The following is a 20,087-nucleotide window of genomic DNA, read 5'->3' on the forward strand; positions in this document are numbered from 1 at the left end:
CACCTTATTCAATATATGATCGGACAAGCATATTAAAAAGTACCTGGCTTGGTTTCACACATTTTTCCTTTTCAGGAAACTGTTTATCAAACTCTTCCAGATTTTCATGACTGACATTGTACACATCACTGTAAATATATTTCCATGCTGTGCCCCCGGTAATTTTTTTCTCATCAAGCACATGTATTAACTGACCAAGGGGATATCTTCCTTCTGCGTTTGCGATATTAAAATCCCTGCTGTTTTTAAAACCATGCCTGCAATAGTTATGCGGATCACCCAGTATTATCACTGCCGGATATCCCATCTCCTTTGCCGTGGCAATACCTTTTCTTATCAATTCACCACCTATCCCAATATGTTGATACATGGGCAGTACACAGATCGGGCCAAAGGTTGCGGTTTCAAGTCGGTTGCCATTACCATCTTCCAGGTGTGAATTGGTAAAGACAATACAGCCCACAATCCTGTTTTCGATAACTGCAACATAATATAGATCAGGTAAAAAATCCTTATGTGTCCAGATATTGTGAATAGTCAGATGTTCATCACATCCCGGCACATATAGATTCCAGAATGCCTCCCGGGTAACATATTCTACCTCTCTGTTATCAGCATGGGCTCCCTTTCGTATTGTAAATTCCATTTTTTCCCTTTTTTAATAAAGTAATGTAAGTCGGGTTAAGCGAAGCAACCCGACATCCCTACCTTTCTTCAAATGCCGCCCCTGCAAGCCTTTCGGCATACGCCCTGATATCCGAAGGCCATGAAGCAATCAGGGTTTTAAACCGTTCCGGGTCATTTGCATACAAAGCCCTTGTTGCCTCCTCATAACCAGGCAGGTTACCTGCCATGGTGGTCATAAACCTGTATGCAGCCTCCTGTGCCTTACGCACCCTGTCTTTGCCGCTGTTCGCCTTTCTTGCCTCTTCAACAAGCTTGCGCAGGGCCACAGACGCGCCCCCCGGCTGAATGTTAAGCCATTCCCAGTGACGCGGCATCAGCGTTACCTCACGGGCAACAACACCAAGCCTTGGGCGGCCAGGCCGCTGCAATGGTTTATCAGACTCTTCCGGCGCTGATGAACCACCCGAAGCGTCTGCCTTTTTAAGTCTTTCAAGCACATCTGCCATTGTGCCCCTTAAATCTACCTCCACAGGTTCAGCAGTGTTATCGTCAAAAATGAGTATGGAAGCCTGATCTTCTTTTTCCATAAACTCTTTTACCTTCTTTGTAACCTCTGGCATGCTGCCAGACGCAATCATTCGGTTTTCACTAAATGCAGTACAATTTTTTACATCCTGCTCTACCATTTAAATCCCCTTATTGAATTTTTAACAGAATAATACCCGGGTAATATTAAGATGTCAACAGTATTATTATCCGGGTAAAAAGTCTTTTTTGATAAAGAATATTAGGATTAATTTAATTGAATTTATTTTTGTTTAGTTAGATTAAGCGAAGCAACCCAACATCCTTTTATGACTGCCCATATAAATGGGGCATATATAGCAACACGATTTTTAAGAAAACGATAAATAGTAAAATGAGTAAGGCAAAAAACAATACTCTGCAAATTATTCTTTGTATGGAAATTTCTTTCCTGGTATCTTCATTGAAATCGCTAAAATCCAGTTTGCCACAACTGGGACAAACATACTTCGGGAATGCTGCTTTGCCAAGAAAACCCAACCAAAAACCGCTGGCTTTATTTTCAACATTTGATTCACATTTTGGACATTCCATTTTGACCTCTCAATTTGAGTTTTGTTGGGTTATTAACTACCAGGCTTCCAATTACTTCTCCTCTGTAGCCCAGACTATCTCTGGGCTGCATTTATCAAAATACCTTTGGCCATATAAATATATATATTGTATTAAGCTAAGCAATCCAATATCATGCCAAGTGTTATTTCGAATTATAACCTGTTAATATAACAGACTAATCATTTATCTTTTCATCCACCAAATAAAGGATGTTGGCTTATTAACCCAACCGTGTTAGCTAATTTTGATTTTTACCTTAATGACCAATTCGCTGAATGCGGTGCATTATCAGTGTTCCGGTGCATACTGGTATGCTACAAAATGAATATAATCATTTCAATTTGTCGGTATTCCTTTCAATAAGAATATGATTCAATAATTTCCAAACGATATCTTAATATTCATAGTAATCGTCTGGTACTAAATATGGTTGCCAGTTAGCACCAGATCTTGGAGAGGGATGGACAATTTCAACCCTCTTTTCGTAGGCCTCTTTTATAAATTCAAAGAGTTCAGGACCGTTATTAAAGCGCTGATTGAAAAGTTCAGTTAATAATTTAAGGTCAATCTTGGTATCCGACCCACCATATTTCCTCTGGAGTAATAATAGACAACCTTCAAGAGAGAAAAATACATTTGCCACAGCATCCTCAAAAAAGACTTGATTAAAAAAAAGCATTCGTGCTTTTTGGAGCATAAACGCAGTTCTCAAAAGAAGGTGATCAGTGGGTTTAAAAGCTGCGTATAGGGCCATTGCTTCTTTATAAAAAGTGAATGGTGTAAATGAGTACTGCACAGTTGATAGTGTTGATGTGCATGGTTGAAAGATATTTTTTGCTCGATGCGGTTTAATATTTAAACTAAGAAGCTCATAAAATATTGTTTGCCTTTCCGCAAAGGAAAGCCCCTCAAGTGATTCTCTAGCAATTGTTCTCGCGTTACCAGATTGAAAGTAAAAGTGGAAACCTGGTGAAAGGCCTGCAAGGTTGATGACTGTAGCAGCTATCAACTCCCACTTGCTAAGATAACCTATCTCTATATGATTTTCGGGGTCGGTTTTTTCCATAGTTATCAATAAAGGAACACTATGAAGTGGCACATATTGAACCGTATCGAATTCAATAATAGTATTAGGGTAACTGCCGAGTGGACCAAGGACGCGACCTTTGACTAAAATACCTTTTGGTCGGGATCTAAAAAACGCTTTCGTAAGGGCGTCTGCTTCTCTATTTTTTGCTCTGTTAGGACGCAACTGTTGCCATAAAGATTCTACAAAGATAGAAAAGATTGATGGATGACAAAAAGCGCGTAAGAAGGGATAAGGTGGATGAGGATGTCCCAAGAGGTCCATAAGTTTTAGAACAACTTTAGTTGCCTGTACTGTTGTCGTATTTCCAGAAAGGACTTTTAGCACTTGCTGTGAAAAAAGAAATTTTTGAGACAAGGCATGCCTTGTCTACATGAAATATGTTCGGGAATACATCCATACGGTATTAACTGATTCAGGTAATATAAGAATAGGAAAATGGATATCTGTCGGAATTAATCCTGCACTTGATGCGGGACGGGTATGACGGTTTATATAAAAGGATTGCTACCATATAGGCCCTGGCTTGAATTTTTCAGGGCCTTCCAATACGGGGGAGTTAACCCTTTCTGCAATCGCCTTGAGCATTCCCCGGAATAGGAGATCATGGGCAGGCCGGAGTGAATACCAGTAAAAGATACCATACAGCCCCTTTGGCCTGAACCTTGTTCCAAAGCGAAGCTCTGATGCATTGCCATGCTGTACAATGCTGATATCAAGTATTGCCTCACCGGGGAGCTTCATCTCTGCAAGGAGAATAAGCCTTTCAGGGGGTGTCACATCAAGGACACGCCAGAAATCAAGGGCATCTCCAATCTGCAAATATTCAGGGTGCCTGCGGCCCCGCCTTAAACCCGCGCCGCCCGCCATTGCATCCATCCAGCCCCTTATCTTCCACAGGATATCCCCATAATAGTACCCGTTGTTACCACCCATCCTCCTTATTACGGGCCATATCTCTTCGGGCAGGGCCTTCAGCCATATCCTGAAGCCGCTCTTTAAAAGGGTGCCCCCTGCATAAGGGGCATCACCCCTGTGCGCCCATTCAGGGGGCTTTATTACCCCGGCATCTGTCCATCTTGTTTTAACAATCTGTTGCGAATCCTTTTTAATAGCCCAGCCAATGGCCTCATCGCATGGCAGCAGTCTCTGCGGTATCAATCCCCTTATACTGTTTTCCCTTGCCACAGCCTCGTTTCTGGCGCCCGCCAAAAGTGGGTATGAGATGCTTGGAGGCACAGGAAGCACACACCTTGCAAAAAGAATAAGTATCCTGTTCACTATTGCAGAATTGGCGAACAGGCGAAGTGTGATGATAAAAGGCTTCCTGACACCCTTTTCAATGGCATATATCTCAAGGAGTCTTCTGTATGTAATCACATCAGGCCCGCCAATATCAAATGAACGACCAATGGTCTCCTCTTTTTCAAGACAGCCTGCCAGATAATCAATAACGTTTTTGATACTGATCGGCTGGATACGGTTATCTATTATTGATGAAGGGACAACCATTACTGGCAGACGCTCAACAAGGTAACGCAGGATCTCAAAAGAGGCGCTCCCTGAACCGAGTATGATGGCAGCAAAGAGTGAGGTAACAGGCACTGTCCCTGTTACAAGTATCTGCGCCACCTCAAGCCTGCTTTTAAGGTGAGGGCTTGAATCAGGCCTGTCGCCCCCAACCCCTCCCAGGTATATGATACGCTTCAGACTGGTGCCGGCAGCAGCCATTATAAAATTTGCTGCGGCCAGTCTATCTGCCCTGGCAAATTCCTTTTTATGCTGCGGATTCATGGAGTGCACAAGATAATAGGCAACCTGGCAGCCATTAATGGCCTCCCTTAATGATGAAGCATCAAGCAGGTCCGCTTCAACAAGTTCAATATTGGGGTCTTCTGACCATGTTCGGTCTTTGAGTTTATCCATGGAGCGGGCCAACGCCCTTACCCTGTAACCGGCAGCAAGAAGTCGTTCCACAAGCCTGCCGCCCACATACCCGGTAGCGCCTGTTACCAGTATGGTCCCTGTTTCGCGGGTCTCGGTCATTGATCCCCCTCTCTACATCTCACCAGTCTTAACCAAGAAATACAGGCTCTCTTAAGATCAGCCCCATTGCCTTCCCTGCTGTCCCAGCAAGAACAGGGTGGGTCTCCTCAAGGTTAAGCATCTGCCTCAGGTGATCGGCTGTCCTTACAATCAGGGATGCCATGTCCCCCTCGCCTATGGGTATGTTTTTTAAGAGTGTCTCCCATGATGCCCCCTTTGCCCAAAGGAAAAGGGCTGCCCCTGGCCAGAACATGATCTGTGGATAATTAAAGCCCCTTTTATCCATATGCCCTATGATCCTGTCCATGCTGCCAATAAGCCTCTCATATGCATCAAGCATGGTATCAAGGCCGTCAATGCCGCCAAGCCGGGTCTCTACCTCCTGCTCCCTGTCCCATACAAAGAGTGCAGTAAGCCCTGCCATAACAGCGGGAGATGCATCATTAAAGCCGCCCTTTCTTATGGCCTCGCCTATTAAAAGGGGTTGATCAAGCCTGAGCTTGGATGCCCAGACGCCATCAGGGGTGAGCTTGCCATTATCATCCACAAAACCTGTCTCCCTTAAAAACCTCAGATGCCTCTTGAAATTGATCCACAGTGTCTCCCCCATACGGGTAATCATGAATGTTGATGACCTGAAGTTTGCCAGCGCCTTTCTCAGGGGCTTATTACTTTTTATATTGCATGATGGAAGAGACCTGCACCCGACGCATGGGAGTTCGCCCCTGCTGTAATACCCGTCATTACTGTCATTTGAAACCTCTTTCCTGCCACTCCTTTTCTCAAGCCGTTTAAGGTCTTCCCTTTCGTTGATAAGCTCTATCACCTCAAACGGGTCCTGATTGTCGCACTGGCTCTTGGGCAGAAGCGCTGCAAGGGTATTCATGATATCGTCCAGGTATCCCCTGATCCAAGTGCCCTTGTTTCTATCCTGGTATCTGGCAAATGAGAGTTCAAGCAGTGTTTTCACATCGTCAGGGGTATGTGAAAGGAGCAGGTTCAAGACCATTGAAAAATTGATATGTATCTGGCTCACAAGCGGTTCAGGTTCAGAGTTGATCAACTCCTGAATAAGACGCACATTCTGATGAATACCGGGGATTAAGACTACAAAGCCGATGTTGTCCATGCCGCGTCTACCGGCCCGGCCTGTCATCTGATGGAGTTCAGTGGCAGTCAGGTCGTTAAATTCATGGCCGTTAAACTTGTCGCTCTGGACAAGCACTACAGTGCGTGCAGGGAAATTAACTCCCGCAGCCACGGTTGATGTGGAAAATATGGCATCCAGGTTCCCTTTATTCATCATCCTCTCGATAAGCACCTTCCAGTATGGGAGGTGGCCTGCATGGTGTGAGGCAATAAGGGTCTGCTTCATGAGTTTAAGGTGCCTGTGATTTTCAAGGTGGGGGTACTCTTTGAGAAAGGCATCCACCTCCTCCTCAAGCCTTGCCCTTCGTTCCCTGTCTGCATTTATGTGGTGGCACATGGAGAGTGCATCATCACAGTCCATGCGGGATTTAAGAAAGAAGATGGCGGGGAGCAGGTTCTGTTTTCTGAGACAGTTTATTATACTGTCATATCCCGGCCTTGCGCCTCCCCTCCCCTGCCCGCGTGGGCCGTTAGAAAAGACAAACTTTTTTACCTTCGGTGAAAGCCCGTTTTTACCGGAAAGGGGGGCTATCAGGCCGTCCGGGAACAAAAAAAGTGTTTCAAGGGGTACGGGCCTTTTGACCGCCCTTACCACATGCGCCTTTGTCTTTCTGTTCTTCATGAGCCAGCCGCACACCTCCCTTGCATTTGAGATAGTGGCGGATAAGAGCAGGAGCCTCACCCTTGGAGGGAGGTAGATAAGCACCTCCTCCCATACAACGCCCCTGTCAGGGTCGCTCAGATAGTGAGCCTCATCCAGTATCACAAGGTCGCTTGAGAGGTTTGTCCCCTCGTGCATGTTGTCATAGAGCTGATTCCTTAATATCTCTGTTGTGCCCACTATAATGGGCGCATCGGTGTTTTCCTTTCTCTCGCCGGTAAGTATGCCGCATGACTCAGGCCCGAATACGCCCTTGAACTCCTCATAGAGTGAATTGGAGAGCGCCTTTAATGGTGAGGCATACCATGTGCGTAAGTTTTCATTCAGGTTGCGCCTTATCGCCTGTATGGCTATCCAGGTCTTTCCAGAGCCCGTAGGTGCGCTCACAAGCACATCGCCCTCTTTCAGCTTTTCTATTGCATCAAGCTGAAAAGGGTCAGGGATAAACTCCCTTGCACCTGGTTTGCCTATCTTTCTGAAACTGCTGTTAAGGGCCGGGTCAATTCGGCAGTTCTCATAAAGGGCACTCTCCCTTGTTGAGGGTGATCTTTCCGGTCTGTTTTTTCTCCTGCGGTGAGGACGAAAGGGTCTGTTTCCTGTCATCTGTTTTCTTTATCCTGATTAATAAGGCTGAGCACGACGCCCTGATCAGGAAAGTAATTGAGGGTAGCAATATTCATTAAGCCCTTTCCCTCCCGCATCCTCTGCCTATTCAAAACATATCTCAACAGTAAATTCCCCGCCCTTTGTAGTAAAGGGCAGCGCTATAATAGGCTGTTTTGTCATGTGGGTTATGGTGTGGCCCTTTCCCATCACCACAGAGGGGATTGCCGCCTGGAGGTTTGTCCCGAGCCCTTCCAGCTTCTGTCTGGCCTGACCTGAGATCATGTTTGCAATTTCACCTACTGCGTCTCCTATCTCAGCATTCAGCTCCTTTACCTCTTCCCCGAACATCCCTGTTACTATGTGGAGGATGCACTTTTCCGTAAAGGTGACAGATATGATGCCGTTCATATCACCTGCAAGACCTATTACGCCGGATACATCACCTCTTGCGACATTATCCTTTTTAAGATAGGGCTTGCCCTTTTCTGCTGTGATATTAGCTATTGTCTGAAGCACATGGAGTGTCGCTTCGAGAAAGGGGTTGATCAGTTTTACATCCATTATGGCTCCTTATATTTAAAGAAACGAATGAATAAAGCTAGCACAAATAGGGCAGATAGCAAAGAAAAAGATTTTTGCTAAAACACCCTCTTTTAAAAAGAGAGGGGCGCTTAAATTTTCTGCTTTTGTTGACATAAGAGGGCGCTATTGTTAAATAGTTGCAGAGAAAGGTTTGAAAATTAAGGTTCAACTGAAGCGCCTCTCCCTTGATGGGAGAGGTTGGGTGAGGGTGGAAAAGATAGGCAGGACCATTTGCTCTGTTTATTCATCAGGCTTTACCCCTCCCCCTGCCCCTCCCACAAAGTGGAGGGGAGGTTTAAGAATTCCTTAAATCAATAGTATCGGGTTATAAACCCTGTTCCACAAAAAATGTATGAGGAAATAAAATGACCATTGCATATATTGACTGCTTTTCCGGCATAAGCGGGGATATGTTCCTGGGCGCGCTCCTTGATCTGGGGCTCCCCTTTAATGAGCTGAAAAAGGCAATAGAATCTCTTCCCTTTGAGGGTTATTCAATTGATTATAAAACAGAGATGAAAAATGGCCTCAAAGGCACCAGATTTATTGTATCTCTTAATGGTGAGCATGAGCATCACGATAACCATCATAACCATGAACACCATAGCCGTCATGAACATCATGATCATCACAGCGGCCATTCACATGATAATCATCATGAGCATGACTTACATCCAGGGTATCATGCACAACATGAACACAGGGGGCTCCCGGAGATTGAAAAGATCATAAATGCGGGGGTATTAAGTGAGGGTGTAAAGCGAAGGAGCCTTAAGATATTCAGGGCTATTGCAGAGGTTGAGGGCGCCATACACAACCATGCGCCCGAAGAGGTTCATTTTCATGAGGTGGGCGCAATTGATTCCATTATAGATATCGTGGGGGCGGCCTTTGGGGTTGATTATCTTGGGATCGCCTCATTTTACTCGGGAAGCGTGCCCCTTTCATCAGGGTTTATTCAGAGCGGGCATGGCACAATCCCCCTGCCTGCTCCTGCTACCGCTGCCCTTTTAAAGGGTATACCGGTTCACAGCTCAGGGCTTTCATATGAACTTGTAACGCCCACCGGGGCGGCTATCCTGAAGGAGTTTGTTACAAACTTTTCAGGCATGCCGCCAATGATCATTAAAAATATCGGTTATGGCGCAGGGACAAGGGCTATGGCTGAAAGGCCGAATCTATTAAGGATCATAACAGGAGAGGCCTCTGATACTATAAATTCAGATACTGTGGCAGTGCTTGAGGCGAATATAGATGATGCAAACCCTGAGTGGCTCGGTTTCATCATGGACAGGCTCTTTAGCGAAGGGGCATATGATGTTAATTTTATGCCAATTCATATGAAAAAAAACAGGCCAGCCATAAAGGTTGAGGTGATTGCCAGCCCCGGATTAAAGGATCGCCTTGCTAATATCCTCTTCATGGAGAGCACCACCATAGGCGTAAGAGAGAGCTATTGTCAGAGGGTGGTGCTTAAAAGGGAAGAGACAATGGTTGAAAGCCCCTGGGGCCAGCTCAAGGCTAAAAGGATCATCCGTCCGGACGGGAGTTTATACATTCAACCTGAATATGAGGCATGCAAAAGGGTAGCAGAGGCGCATAATATCCCGTTAAGGGATATCTATGCAAAAGTGATTGCAGCCAGTTGCGGCCTATAATAGCGGGGTTCTTGATCTTTTTATGAAGGGGCATGAGGAAAAAGGGTTTGCAGGAAAAAGGCTTCTTAACAACGCAGATACAAAGGGGCGGGTTATCCTTTTTTTTGCCACATGGTTTTTTACCGGGCTGATCCCTTTTGCGCCCGGCACATGGGGAAGCATTGCTGCCCTCCCGTTTGTTGCCTGTGCCTATAGCTTCGGTTTGTTTTTCTCCTGTATATTCCTTACATTAATACTGATCATTTCAATACCTGTTGCAGGCCGGGCATCACAAATCATGAAATTGAATGACCCATCATCAGTGGTAATTGATGAGGCAGCAGGTATATTTGTCACCCTTTTTCTGATCCCTGTATCATGGATGAACGTGATTGCAGGCCTTGTGCTCTTCAGGATATTTGATATATTAAAGCCATTCCCCGCTGGCCTTATAGATAAAAAAGTCAGGGGTGGTTTAGGCATTGTGCTTGATGATGTTATGGCAGGCATATATGCGAATGTGGGGGTGAGGATAATCTTAATCCTGATAGATTAAGATTGGCGCAAGGCGCAGGGTGCAGGGCGCAAGGTATTAGGATGTAGATAAACGTAGGGTGGGATTTTATATCCCACAGTATTAAGGTCGGGAATAAATCCCGACCCTACTTTTTTTGGACTTTATATGGAAAAGACCCTTGGAAACATTTTAATACAAAAATCCCTCACCATTGCTACTGCTGAATCATGCACTGGCGGGCTTATCGGCCACATGATCACCAGCATCCCGGGCAGTTCCGCCTATTTTATGGGTGGGATAATCAGCTACAGCAACCAGGCAAAATGCGACCTCTTAGGGGTATCCGCTGATACACTGAAAAAATATGGGGCAGTAAGCGGTGAAACTGCAAGGGAGATGGCATGGGGTATAAGAGAAAGGTTCGGGACAGACATAGGCCTTTCTGTAACAGGCATAGCAGGGCCTGATGGGGGAACAAAAGAAAAGCCTGTCGGCACAGTTTTTATGGGTTTTGTATTTGATAAGAAGGAGCCCGTCTCAATAAGATACCTTTTTAAAGGCACAAGGGAAAAAATAAAACAGAAGACAGCAGAGACCGCTCTCGAAAATATCAGGAGGTATCTTGATGGGGATACGTTCATTCCTGGCATTTGAACTGCCGGGAGATATAAAGAGTGAGGTGGCACGCATCTCAGCCAATGGTCAAAAGAGCGGGCTTGATGCAGGGTGGGTTAAACCCGCTAATATCCACCTTACCATGCTCTTTTTGGGTGATATGGCGGAAAGGGATATGCCTGCAATTATCTCCTCTATAGATAATGGCCTGAAAGGCACAACCCCTTTTGAAATCAGCCTCTCAGGCATGGGGCTCTTCCCAGATATTAAAAGGCCGAGGGTCATGTGGCTAGGGCTAAATGGAGATAAGGAAAGGCTTTCTGCTTTAAGAGACAGGCTCCAGGCGCCTCTTGAGCTGTTTGGCGTTGAACAGGAAAAAAGACCATTTACCCCGCACCTTACCCTTGCAAGGTTCAGGAAACCTGTTAAGGATGCCGCCTTACTCAAAGGTTTGATAGACAAATACAGTGACATTACAGGGCCACAAGGAAGGCTTGATGAACTTGTACTATTTAAGAGCGAACTCAGGCAGGGCGGCTCCGTATATACAAAGATCCATGCCTGGCCCCTGGCATAATGGATACAGAAAATTCCAAAATACCATTCACCGCAAGGAGCGCAAAGGACGCGAAGGGCTAATTTTATAATTTTAATCTCTGCGAACTCAGCGTACTTCGCGGTGAAGACTCTTCGATTTAAAAGGCATATATGGATAATAGAGAACCAATGGTATTGAATGTTAAAAAGAAAACAGACAACTGCCTTCATTTTCCCCTCTGCGGCGGGTGCAATCATCTTGATATGCCCTACGAAGAGCAGCTCTCTTTAAAAAGGCAGGCGCTTACTGATCTGTTTGAACCCGTTAATATATCTATCCCTCCTGTTATCAAAAGCCCTGAGGCCTGGTACTACCGGCACAAGGTGCAGCTTCCATTTGGTGTTACAGGCAAAGGCAGGATAAAACAGCCTGTATTAGGCTGCTACGAGAAAAGCTCCCACCGTGTGGTTGATCAGCATATGTGTCTTATCCAGGATCAGGACTGCACCACCATTGTGAATAGTGTCAGAAAGTGGGTAATGGATACGGGGCTTACCATATATAACGAGAAGAGCGGCACAGGGTTTTTAAGACACCTGCTTTTACGCAGGGGAAACGGGACAGGAGAGATCATTATCGGGTTTATTACAAATGAAGACAGGCTGAAAGGCACAAGGAATATCTCCAGGATGCTACTTGAACGCATTGAAAAGGCAGGGCTTAAAGGGAGCAAGGTTGTCGGGATTATCCAGAATATCAACAGCCGCTTTACCAATGTTGTGCTTGGCAACGATGAGCTTCTCTGGTGGGGAAGGCCATACATAAAGGAGAAAATGGGTGATTGGCATTACCGAATCGGGCTTTCCACCTTTTTCCAGGTAAACCCGTTTCAGACGCCGCAGCTATATAATGAGGTGCTTAATCATGTGCCGGAAGGGGCGCGTGTTTTAGATTGCTATTGCGGGGCAGGGAGCATTGCCCTGTGGGTATCTAAAAAGGCAGGATATGTTTTAGGCATAGATGAAAACCTGTCATCTATAAAGGATGCGCGTGCAGCCGCCTCATATAACAGGGCGAAAAATTTGGCCTTTAAACAGGGGGATGTGGAAAAGGAGCTGATAACACTCTCTCGCAATGACTATAACTGTGTGATATTTGACCCGCCAAGGGCGGGCCTAACAGAACGATTGATAAATAGCCTCAATGGCTCCGCTGTGAAACGCATTATCTATGTCTCATGCAATCCGGTTACATTAAAGAGGGATATCTTGCTCCTTAAAAAGAGGTTCAGCCCTGTTTCCATTCAGGCAATTGACATGTTCCCCCATACCGAACATATAGAGTGCGTTGCCCTTCTTGAAGCGTAATACAGAAAAAGTTGTTACCTCTCGTCAAGCACCTCAAGCACCTCTTCAATCTGGGCGATTGTGATGTGGCCCTCCTGCTTCAAAATCATACCGATTTTTCTGTGGGTGCCAAAGGCGATGTTTTCCTTTACCTGAACCTCTATGGCATTGAGCATCTGCTCCATTGTGATAAAACCCTTGTCAATGGCGACCTTTCCAAAACGAACCTCATTGTTCAACTCACTCATGGCAAAAACCCCTTACACGAAATAATATACGGGAGCAAATATATAATAGAGGCCTTACAATGGCAATATTCATATAACAACCCGTATCATTTAGCTGTATCAAGCGCCTTCCTGATTGCGTTTGCAATCTCGGTTCTTATGACCGGTTTTAAAATAAAGGCGCGTATACCCATATCCAGCGCCTCATCCTCATCTATCTGATCGCTGAACCCTGTACAGAGGATTATCGGCATATCAGGGCATATGCCGATAATCTCCTTTACAAGCTCCTTTCCTGTCATAGCCGGCATGGTCATATCAGTGATTACAAGATCAAATGCAAAAGGGTCTTTTTCAAATAACTCAAGGGCCTTTATTCCACTATCTGAACAGGTGACCCTGTAACCAAGCAATTCCAGGGTCTTCTGCATTGCGTTAAGGCCTGATCTTTCATCGTCTACAAGAAGTATCCGTTCACTTCCCCTTTCACTTTCTTTTGATTCTTCCACTGGTATGGCCAGTTTTTCATCCATGAGAGGGATATAAACATTAAATGTCGTTCCTTTTCCAATCTCGCTTTTTACACTGATTGTCCCGTTACAGCTCTTCACTATGCCGTGTATGATTGCAAGCCCAAGCCCTGTCCCTTCACCGTGCCTTTTTGTTGTGAAATAGGGGTCAAAGATCTTGTCCACTATTTCAGGCGATATGCCTGTGCCTGTATCACTGACTGAAAGCATGAGATATTCCCCCGGATCAAGCCTTGGATTATTTCCGGGATCATTTTTAATAATATTTGTGTTGGATACTTGAATAGTTAGTGTCCCGCCCCCTTCACGCATGGCATATGAGGCATTGGTACAGAGGTTCATCACTATCTGATTCAGGTGAGCAGGGTCTGTAAATATGGCATCCTTTTTCGCACTGTTTACAAAATTAATTTCTATGGTGGCAGGTATTGTAGCCCTCAGAAACCTGACCATATCGTTTATTGCTGGAGAGGCCCTGAAGATAAATTTGTTTTCTGCCCCCCTTCGGGCAAAGGTAAGTATCTGCTTTACAAGCTCCCTGGCCCGGATCGCTGCCTTGTGTATCTCCTTCAGGCTGGCCTGGACAGGGTCATCCCCTGGCAATTCCCGGATCAAGATATCGGAATGGAGTATTATTGGGGCAAGTATATTATTAAAATCATGCGCAATGCCCCCGGCCAGTGTGCCTATGGACTCCATCTTCTGTGATTCGATAAGGAGCCCCTCCAGCTTTTTGGGCTCAGTCATATCAATGATAACGCCCCTGATACCGGCAGCAACATCATTTTCAAAGATCGGGCTTGCATGTAAAAGTATAGGGAAAATGGTACCATCCTTTTTTACGCCCCTGTATTCAGATGCGCCTGATTTTTCACCCTTCATCCTTTTTATAAAATTTTCCCTGGCCCTCTGCCTCTCCTCCTTTGCAATCATATCAAGGCCATTCACCCCCTCTATAAAATCATCCCTTGTATACCCGAACATGTTGAGTCCATGGAGGTTGACAAATGTGATATGTATGGTGAGGTCAGACTCAAATACTGCCTCGGGCAGAAGCTCTGCAAGCTCCCTGAATCGTTTTTCGCTCTTAACCAGGGCGGTTTCTACCTTTTTACGGGCCTCTTCAGCCTGCTCAAGGGAGATTATCTTCTGTTCCAGATCTTCATAGGTAGGTTTTTGAGACATGCAGTTCTCCGGTCAGGTGACAGCATCAGGGGGTATACCTGCTCAACAGAAAGACAAACCCTGAAGTGGGTGGGCCAATAATGATCTGGCATTGATCTGTCTCCAGCGGGATGCGTGTCTTTTTGGCCTTTCCGCCCAGTTCCATCCCGTTTACAACAATACCGAATGCGCTACCCCTGTCAACCACCCAGAGCTTTCCGCCTTCATAATTGATAGAGAGGTGATTTCTTGAAATCACATAGGGTTTTTCCTCTTCTATGGCAAGATTATTTGTGTAAAAGACATCCATTTCAGAGTCATCCGGGGGCACATAGCGGCCAATCCTGAATGGGAACCTTGTTATTAAAAGCTTCCTGTTGTTAAGCGCCTTTTTGGCCTTTTCAGACTGCCCCTCAAGCAGCGCCTCTATGCCCTTTTCGTGGCCATCCATCCTCTCTGCTAGCATATCGCTTGACTGCCTGAGTCTTTCAAAAAGGCTCTTCATTATTGGAATAAGCCTGGATGGGTTTTCTCTTAAGAGTTCATTAAAATGCTCCCTGCTTATCACCCTGAGCTTCAGGTTGGTCTCCGCCTTTACCGATGCAGACCTTGGGCGGTCTTCTATCAGCGCCATCTCCCCGAATACCTCGCCGTTTTCCACAACAGCAAGGGTTACCTCTCCGGCAGATGTCTGCTTAAAGATCCTGGCCTTGCCTGAAAGGATTACATAGGCCCATGACCCCTCGTCACCCTCTTCTATTATTGTTTCCCCGGCCTTGAAACTGATTACGGTGTCCATAAGTGTGGTTCCTTTATTAGGAGTTGATCTGCCTGGGAAGAATACCCTATTTTTTCTTTAAAGTCAGTATAGTTTTTTTAGATTTGCCTGAATCAGGGAAATAATTCTATCCCCTGCTTGACTCCCTCTCCTTCATTACCTATACTCCCTGAAACACTTTATAAACCATGTATATGAAAAAAGCTGACAATACCGGACAAATCGATGCCTTTAAATACAGCCTTTCTAATAATGAGGAAGTGCTATTACTATCTCTTTCCGGGCGTCTTGATACTGAGAATTCTGGGGCATTCTTAAGGGAGATGAAAGAGAGGATCAAAGGCACCCGGCCCAAGGCCATTACAGTGGATCTCTCCGGATTAGGATACCTTGATGACTATGGGGTTATTGCTTTAACAGAAGTGAGAGATATGCTGGCGGATAGAGATGCCTTCAGTATCACAAACGCTGATGAGCAAATATCAAATTTTCTATCAATAATGGCATTTAACTCTATGGAGTCGCCTGTCGGCAGAAAGAAAAAGTGGATAAACCCATTTGAAAGCCTGGGCGGAGAGACCATTAATCTTATTGATGACTTCAGGTTTATGCTCTCATTTCTGGGTGCAGTGTCTCTTGCCCTCTATCATGCATGCCTACACCCTAAAACAATCAGGGTGGGTGACACTGTCCATTTCATGCAGAGGGCGGGTGTTGAGGCATTACCTATTGTGGCCCTGATAAACTTTTTACTGGGCCTTATTATCGCCTTCATGTCATCAATACAGCTCAGGCAGTTTGGGGCAGATATATATGTGGCCTCGCTTGTTGCCCTTGCCATGGCATATGAACTTTCACCTGTCATGACATGCATACTTGTGGCAGGGCGATCCGGGTCATCATTTGCCTCTGAGATAGGCACCATGAAGGTCTCAGAGGAGATAGACGCCCTTTTCACTATGGGGTTTGACCCTGTAAAATTTCTAGTTATACCAAGGGTGCTTGCATCTTTAATAGTTGTGCCTGTTCTCACCCTATTTGCAGATATATTTGCCATACTGGGCGGTCTTTTTGTGGGGGTCTTTATCCTTGATCTCACCACAACCGCATATATAGGTCAGACATTCAGGTCCCTTACCCTCTTTTATCTGTTCTGGGGTGTGATGAAGAGCTGCGTATTTGCTGTTGTAATCGCATGGGTGGGTTGTCTCAGGGGTTTTCAGGTAAGAGGCGGCGCCGATTCTGTTGGCAAGGCCACGACATCGGCTGTGGTAACAGGCATTTTTATGATAATCATACTGGATGCCATGTTTGCCATAATTCATATTTACTGGCTGTAGGTTATGAATGGAAAAGAAGGAACCCATAATAAAGGTGGAAAATCTGGTTGCAGGTTATGGTGATACTGTAATACTTGAAAATATCTCCTTTAATGTGTACCCCGGTGAAATATTTGTTATCCTTGGGGGGAGCGGGTGCGGGAAGAGCACGCTCCTGAAACACATAATAGGGCTTATACCGCCCATTTCCGGGGTTATAACAATAGATGGCGACATGGTTACAGAGGATGATGAGGGGACATTTAAAAGAATAATCAGAAAGATAGGGGTCTTATATCAGAGCGGTGCACTATTAGGGTCAATGACTATCGGTGAAAATATTGCTCTCCCTATAACAGAGTATGCAGGGCTTGAACCTGAATCAGTGGACAGGATAGTAAGGATGAAGCTTAAGCTCGTTGGCCTTGAGGGGTTTGAACACCATCTACCATCTGAGATAAGCGGGGGCATGAAAAAGAGGGCAGGTCTTGCAAGGGCAATGGCCCTGAATCCTGCGATCCTCATGTTTGACGAGCCCTCTGCCGGGCTTGACCCTGTTACATCCGCGGGGCTTGATGAACTTATACTGAACCTGAACAGTATCTTAGGCACAACAATGGTTGTTGTAACCCATGAATTATCAAGTATATTTACCATTGCAGACAGGATTATTATGCTGGACAGAAAAACAAAAAGCATTATTGCCGATGGAGACCCGAGGTACTTGAGGGATAACAGCACTGACCCCTATGTGAGAGAATTCTTCAATCCGGTAAAAGAGAAGAGGGTTAAAGGGCAGGAAAGAGAATAACCATATTAAGGAATAAGAGCCATGGCGTCACAGAAGGTAAAATTTACAGTAGGGCTTTTTGTATTTTCAGGGATTGTCATTGCGGTGCTTGCCTTTATCTGGCTGGGCATGTCACGCTTTCTTGAAAAGGGGCAGAAGTATGCCATCTATTTTGATGAAAGCGTACAGGGGCTTGATATAGATGCCCCTGTAAAGTACCGCGGTGTCACCACTGGCAGGGTAGTAGACATAGATGTTGCCCCTGATTCAAAACTTATCCAGGTTATCGCGAAGATGGAAAAGGGGCATAACCTTGAGACAGACATTGTTGCACAGTTGAGTGTTGTGGGCATTACAGGGAGCATGTTTATTGAGCTGGACCTCAAGGCAAAGGATGAGCCTGATAAATCCCCTCCATTAAGCTTTAAACCCGAATACCCTGTGTTTGCGTCAAAAAAATCCAACATAACCGAGATACTTGAAGGGATAGATGACTTTCTTCTTCAGATAAGAGCAATTGACCTTGATGGTATATCTGGCAGGATAAAGGTTACACTCGATAACTTCAATAAGGTGATGGCAGATGCCAACATAAAGGGGCTTTCAGGAAAGCTTGAATCATCCCTTGATGATATCAATGCCATAGTAGAAAGGGAAAGGTGGGACAGGATATTATCAGCAGCAGAAAATGCCATAAGGTCCATTGAGACAATAGCAGGCAAGGCGGACGGAAGCGTTGAAAGGTTTGACAACACCCTTAAAAGCCTTGAAAAGATCTCTACAGGAAATGAAAGGACCATAACAGAGGCTATTAACGATTTCCGGGCTGCAATGACTAAACTTAATACCCTGCTTGACACAGGCAATTCGGTTGTTACAGGTGTGGATGATACAGTCTACCAGCTTGGCCATGACCTAAATGAGATAGCAAGAAACATAGAGCAGGCAACAGAAAACCTGAACCGGATAATAGATATAGTGAGCGATCAACCTTCACAGCTGATTTTCGGGGAGCCACCGGCCAGGAGAGGTTCAGAGGAGTAAAAGATGACCATTAGACACATACTTTTTTATGCAGCAAGCTTAATCATTGTTTCCATTTTACCTGCATGCATGGACCTGAAGCAACCGAGCCTTGATATGCAATACTATACGTTAGAGTATGAGTCCCCTGCATTTACCGGCCGTGAGACGCTTCCCTTTATTATCAGGGTGGAGAACTTCAAAGCAGCCCCGGTTTATAACACGACACAGATTATCTACACGGAGAGGGCATATAACAGGGGCTTTTACCCATACCACAGGTGGATGACAAGCCCTGCTAACATTGTGACCTACATGTTAGGCCGTGATTTAAAAAAGACAGGTATGTTCAAAGGGGTGATTATACCGGGAGAAAGGAACAAGGAGGTTTCACTCCGTCTTGCAGGCATAATCGATGAATTTCACGAGCTTGATAACAGCAGGGACCATTATGGTGTGCTTTCCATTAGCATAACCCTGACACCTGAGCCAGGCACTTCCACTAAGGACATGGCCATCTTTCAGAAGAGCTACAGCTTTAAAGAGAAAATGGATAGGAAAAACCCGGCCGCCCTTGCAGATGCATTGAGCAGGGCGATGCAGAAGATTTCAAATGCAATTGGTACGGATATTTATGAATATATAAACAAGAGTATTTAACCCTCAAGCAAATGCAGAAACTCCCGCCATGATGCTGCCCTGGGAACATCTATAAAAGGGGCATGGATCTCACTGTGTATGGTGCCCTTTATTACAGGCATACTGTTTTCAAGCGTGTAGGTAAACCAGACAGGGCGCATGCCTGCACGTAAAGCCCCGTGTATATCAGGTTCAGGGTCATCCCCTGTGAAGAGGATATGCTCCTTTTTTACATTAAGCCCGTGCGCAAGTTCATTAAAGACATGGGTGTGAGGCTTTCTGTACCCCGCTTCACCGGATATTATAATGGCATCAAAGAATGGTTCAAGTTTTGTCCTTCGCAAAATCTCCCTTGCTGCGGGCGCATGGGTGAAATTGGATAAGAGGCCAAGAGAATACTCCTTTTTAAGGAGGGAGAGGGTTTCAAAGGTATCAGGTATCAGGCTCACCCTGTCGTAAAAGGCCATGAAATATTCATCTACCGCAACGGATATCCTCTCATCAGCAGGCCCTATCTCCATGCCATAGCTGTTAAATACATGGCTTACCCAGATGCTGTTATGGGTTTCTATCCCATCATTCCTTGATTTTGCCACATATAATGAGGCAGCATCCCTGTAATCTTGTTTATATGTTTCCTCATCAATAGAAAATCCGCTGTTTATAAGGCTCTTAATCATCCTCTCCATTGCGCGAACAAGGGTGTCCGGTTCAATAACAATAAGGGTGTTAAAGAGATCAAATCCTATGGCCTTTATATTTCCCATGACTCATTAGTAGCTGATGGGTTGAATCAAAGTCAAGCGCTAATAATGGGGATCTTTTTATCTCCGGCAACATAGAATTCCTGGAATCCAGACTATTTATAGTCACTAATTCATATACTTTTTGATAAATTAGCATATAGCAGTGTTACTAATATTTTTTTACAATTTATAAACACTCTTGTCCAAAAACGGTTTTTAGTTAATGAATTTTGATATTGAAAAAGTCCTCCTTATGGGAGATCGTTAAGTTACCAGACAAAACGAATTCCCAAAAGCAAAAGGAGGACAAACCTATGGTA

At 45.1% G+C, this 20,087-nt stretch carries 20 protein-coding genes; 10 read left to right on the forward strand and 10 right to left on the reverse strand.

The features are described 5' to 3' along the window. Positions 1 to 4 precede the first annotated feature (4 nt). The 6 genes from GX654_13725 to GX654_13750 form a co-directional block, all read right to left on the reverse strand. On the reverse strand, positions 5 to 646 hold the full coding sequence (locus GX654_13725) for an N-acetyltransferase (GenBank protein ID NLD37922.1): 642 nt from the start codon (positions 644 to 646) through the stop codon (positions 5 to 7). 58 nt (positions 647 to 704) lie between these two features. Beyond that, positions 705 to 1,313, reverse strand: coding sequence for a DUF2239 family protein (locus GX654_13730; protein NLD37923.1), 609 nt, complete (start codon positions 1,311 to 1,313; stop codon positions 705 to 707). 848 nt (positions 1,314 to 2,161) lie between these two features. Continuing rightward, positions 2,162 to 3,211 (reverse strand): hypothetical protein, encoded by a 1,050-nt coding sequence (locus tag GX654_13735; GenBank protein NLD37924.1) that lies wholly within the window; start codon positions 3,209 to 3,211, stop codon positions 2,162 to 2,164. A gap of 150 nt (positions 3,212 to 3,361) precedes the next feature. Next, positions 3,362 to 4,900 carry an SDR family oxidoreductase gene (locus GX654_13740; GenBank protein ID NLD37925.1) on the reverse strand — a complete coding sequence of 513 codons (1,539 nt, stop codon included), beginning with the start codon at positions 4,898 to 4,900 and terminating at the stop codon, positions 3,362 to 3,364. Positions 4,901 to 4,928: 28 nt separating this feature from the next. Then, entirely contained in the window at positions 4,929 to 7,313 is a 2,385-nt protein-coding gene (locus tag GX654_13745; GenBank protein ID NLD37926.1) for a DEAD/DEAH box helicase, read from the reverse strand. Between the two features lie 105 nt (positions 7,314 to 7,418). Beyond that, entirely contained in the window at positions 7,419 to 7,877 is a 459-nt protein-coding gene (locus tag GX654_13750; protein NLD37927.1) for a chemotaxis protein CheX, read from the reverse strand. A gap of 172 nt (positions 7,878 to 8,049) precedes the next feature. Here GX654_13750 and GX654_13755 point away from each other — a divergent pair, with 172 nt between their 5' ends. The 6 genes from GX654_13755 (at position 8,050) to rlmD (ending at position 12,572) form a co-directional block, all read left to right on the forward strand. Beyond that, positions 8,050 to 8,208: a hypothetical protein gene (locus tag GX654_13755; GenBank protein ID NLD37928.1), complete on the forward strand. Its 159-nt coding sequence runs from the start codon at positions 8,050 to 8,052 to the stop codon at positions 8,206 to 8,208. A gap of 55 nt (positions 8,209 to 8,263) precedes the next feature. Beyond that, complete coding sequence (larC, locus tag GX654_13760; protein ID NLD37929.1) at positions 8,264 to 9,556, forward strand: nickel pincer cofactor biosynthesis protein LarC; 1,293 nt, start codon at positions 8,264 to 8,266, stop codon at positions 9,554 to 9,556. Further along, positions 9,534 to 10,091, forward strand: coding sequence for a phosphatidylglycerophosphatase A (locus tag GX654_13765; protein NLD37930.1), 558 nt, complete (start codon positions 9,534 to 9,536; stop codon positions 10,089 to 10,091). The genes larC and GX654_13765 overlap by 23 nt, the downstream gene beginning before the upstream one ends. Positions 10,092 to 10,217: 126 nt before the next feature. Next, positions 10,218 to 10,706 (forward strand): nicotinamide-nucleotide amidohydrolase family protein, encoded by a 489-nt coding sequence (locus GX654_13770; GenBank protein ID NLD37931.1) that lies wholly within the window; start codon positions 10,218 to 10,220, stop codon positions 10,704 to 10,706. Beyond that, a complete protein-coding gene (thpR, locus tag GX654_13775) occupies positions 10,678 to 11,244 on the forward strand; it encodes an RNA 2',3'-cyclic phosphodiesterase (protein NLD37932.1) in 567 nt (188 codons plus the stop codon). The genes GX654_13770 and thpR overlap by 29 nt, the downstream gene beginning before the upstream one ends. 131 nt (positions 11,245 to 11,375) lie before the next feature. Then, a complete protein-coding gene (gene rlmD / locus GX654_13780; GenBank protein ID NLD37933.1) occupies positions 11,376 to 12,572 on the forward strand; it encodes a 23S rRNA (uracil(1939)-C(5))-methyltransferase RlmD in 1,197 nt (398 codons plus the stop codon). 14 nt (positions 12,573 to 12,586) lie between these two features. On the opposite strand, the gene GX654_13785 is transcribed toward rlmD, so the two are convergent. The 3 genes from GX654_13785 to GX654_13795 all read right to left on the reverse strand — a co-directional run bounded on the left by GX654_13785 (position 12,587) and on the right by GX654_13795 (position 15,271). Then, entirely contained in the window at positions 12,587 to 12,799 is a 213-nt protein-coding gene (locus GX654_13785; GenBank protein ID NLD37934.1) for a hypothetical protein, read from the reverse strand. 86 nt (positions 12,800 to 12,885) lie between these two features. Then, the gene (locus GX654_13790) at positions 12,886 to 14,493 is read right to left on the reverse strand and encodes a response regulator (protein ID NLD37935.1); all 1,608 of its coding nucleotides are present in this window, start codon (positions 14,491 to 14,493) and stop codon (positions 12,886 to 12,888) included. A 25-nt stretch (positions 14,494 to 14,518) separates the two neighbouring features. Beyond that, complete coding sequence (locus tag GX654_13795; protein ID NLD37936.1) at positions 14,519 to 15,271, reverse strand: cyclic nucleotide-binding domain-containing protein; 753 nt, start codon at positions 15,269 to 15,271, stop codon at positions 14,519 to 14,521. A 173-nt stretch (positions 15,272 to 15,444) separates the two neighbouring features. On the opposite strand from GX654_13795, the gene GX654_13800 reads away from it, so the two are divergent. The 4 genes from GX654_13800 to GX654_13815 are packed head-to-tail and all read left to right on the forward strand — an operon-like array spanning position 15,445 to position 19,042. Continuing rightward, a complete protein-coding gene (locus GX654_13800) occupies positions 15,445 to 16,590 on the forward strand; it encodes an MlaE family lipid ABC transporter permease subunit (GenBank protein NLD37937.1) in 1,146 nt (381 codons plus the stop codon). A gap of 7 nt (positions 16,591 to 16,597) precedes the next feature. Then, positions 16,598 to 17,380: an ATP-binding cassette domain-containing protein gene (locus GX654_13805; protein NLD37938.1), complete on the forward strand. Its 783-nt coding sequence runs from the start codon at positions 16,598 to 16,600 to the stop codon at positions 17,378 to 17,380. A 21-nt stretch (positions 17,381 to 17,401) separates the two neighbouring features. Further along, positions 17,402 to 18,403 carry an MCE family protein gene (locus GX654_13810; protein ID NLD37939.1) on the forward strand — a complete coding sequence of 334 codons (1,002 nt, stop codon included), beginning with the start codon at positions 17,402 to 17,404 and terminating at the stop codon, positions 18,401 to 18,403. A gap of 3 nt (positions 18,404 to 18,406) precedes the next feature. Continuing rightward, on the forward strand, positions 18,407 to 19,042 hold the full coding sequence (locus tag GX654_13815) for a hypothetical protein (protein ID NLD37940.1): 636 nt from the start codon (positions 18,407 to 18,409) through the stop codon (positions 19,040 to 19,042). On the opposite strand, the gene GX654_13820 is transcribed toward GX654_13815, so the two are convergent. Next, positions 19,039 to 19,788, reverse strand: coding sequence for an HAD family hydrolase (locus GX654_13820; GenBank protein NLD37941.1), 750 nt, complete (start codon positions 19,786 to 19,788; stop codon positions 19,039 to 19,041). The genes GX654_13815 and GX654_13820 overlap by 4 nt on opposite strands. Positions 19,789 to 20,087: the final 299 nt, after the last annotated feature.

This window comes from Desulfatiglans sp., assembly GCA_012513605.1.
GTDB lineage: Bacteria > Desulfobacterota > DSM-4660 > Desulfatiglandales > HGW-15 > JAAZBV01.

Bases quoted from the DNA above. Each gene is read 5' to 3' on its own strand.
- GX654_13725 (NLD37922.1), bottom strand. From the start codon at position 646: ATGGAATTTACAATACGAAAGGGAGCCCATGCTGATAACAGAGAGGTA.
- GX654_13730 (NLD37923.1), bottom strand. From the start codon at position 1,313: ATGGTAGAGCAGGATGTAAAAAATTGTACTGCATTTAGTGAAAACCGA.
- GX654_13740 (NLD37925.1), bottom strand. From the start codon at position 4,900: ATGACCGAGACCCGCGAAACAGGGACCATACTGGTAACAGGCGCTACC.
- GX654_13745 (NLD37926.1), bottom strand. From the start codon at position 7,313: ATGACAGGAAACAGACCCTTTCGTCCTCACCGCAGGAGAAAAAACAGA.
- GX654_13750 (NLD37927.1), bottom strand. From the start codon at position 7,877: ATGGATGTAAAACTGATCAACCCCTTTCTCGAAGCGACACTCCATGTG.
- larC (NLD37929.1), top strand. From the start codon at position 8,264: ATGACCATTGCATATATTGACTGCTTTTCCGGCATAAGCGGGGATATG.
- GX654_13770 (NLD37931.1), top strand. From the start codon at position 10,218: ATGGAAAAGACCCTTGGAAACATTTTAATACAAAAATCCCTCACCATT.
- thpR (NLD37932.1), top strand. From the start codon at position 10,678: ATGGGGATACGTTCATTCCTGGCATTTGAACTGCCGGGAGATATAAAG.
- rlmD (NLD37933.1), top strand. From the start codon at position 11,376: ATGGATAATAGAGAACCAATGGTATTGAATGTTAAAAAGAAAACAGAC.
- GX654_13785 (NLD37934.1), bottom strand. From the start codon at position 12,799: ATGAGTGAGTTGAACAATGAGGTTCGTTTTGGAAAGGTCGCCATTGAC.
- GX654_13790 (NLD37935.1), bottom strand. From the start codon at position 14,493: ATGTCTCAAAAACCTACCTATGAAGATCTGGAACAGAAGATAATCTCC.
- GX654_13795 (NLD37936.1), bottom strand. From the start codon at position 15,271: ATGGACACCGTAATCAGTTTCAAGGCCGGGGAAACAATAATAGAAGAG.
- GX654_13800 (NLD37937.1), top strand. From the start codon at position 15,445: ATGAAAAAAGCTGACAATACCGGACAAATCGATGCCTTTAAATACAGC.
- GX654_13805 (NLD37938.1), top strand. From the start codon at position 16,598: ATGGAAAAGAAGGAACCCATAATAAAGGTGGAAAATCTGGTTGCAGGT.
- GX654_13810 (NLD37939.1), top strand. From the start codon at position 17,402: ATGGCGTCACAGAAGGTAAAATTTACAGTAGGGCTTTTTGTATTTTCA.
- GX654_13815 (NLD37940.1), top strand. From the start codon at position 18,407: ATGACCATTAGACACATACTTTTTTATGCAGCAAGCTTAATCATTGTT.
- GX654_13820 (NLD37941.1), bottom strand. From the start codon at position 19,788: ATGGGAAATATAAAGGCCATAGGATTTGATCTCTTTAACACCCTTATT.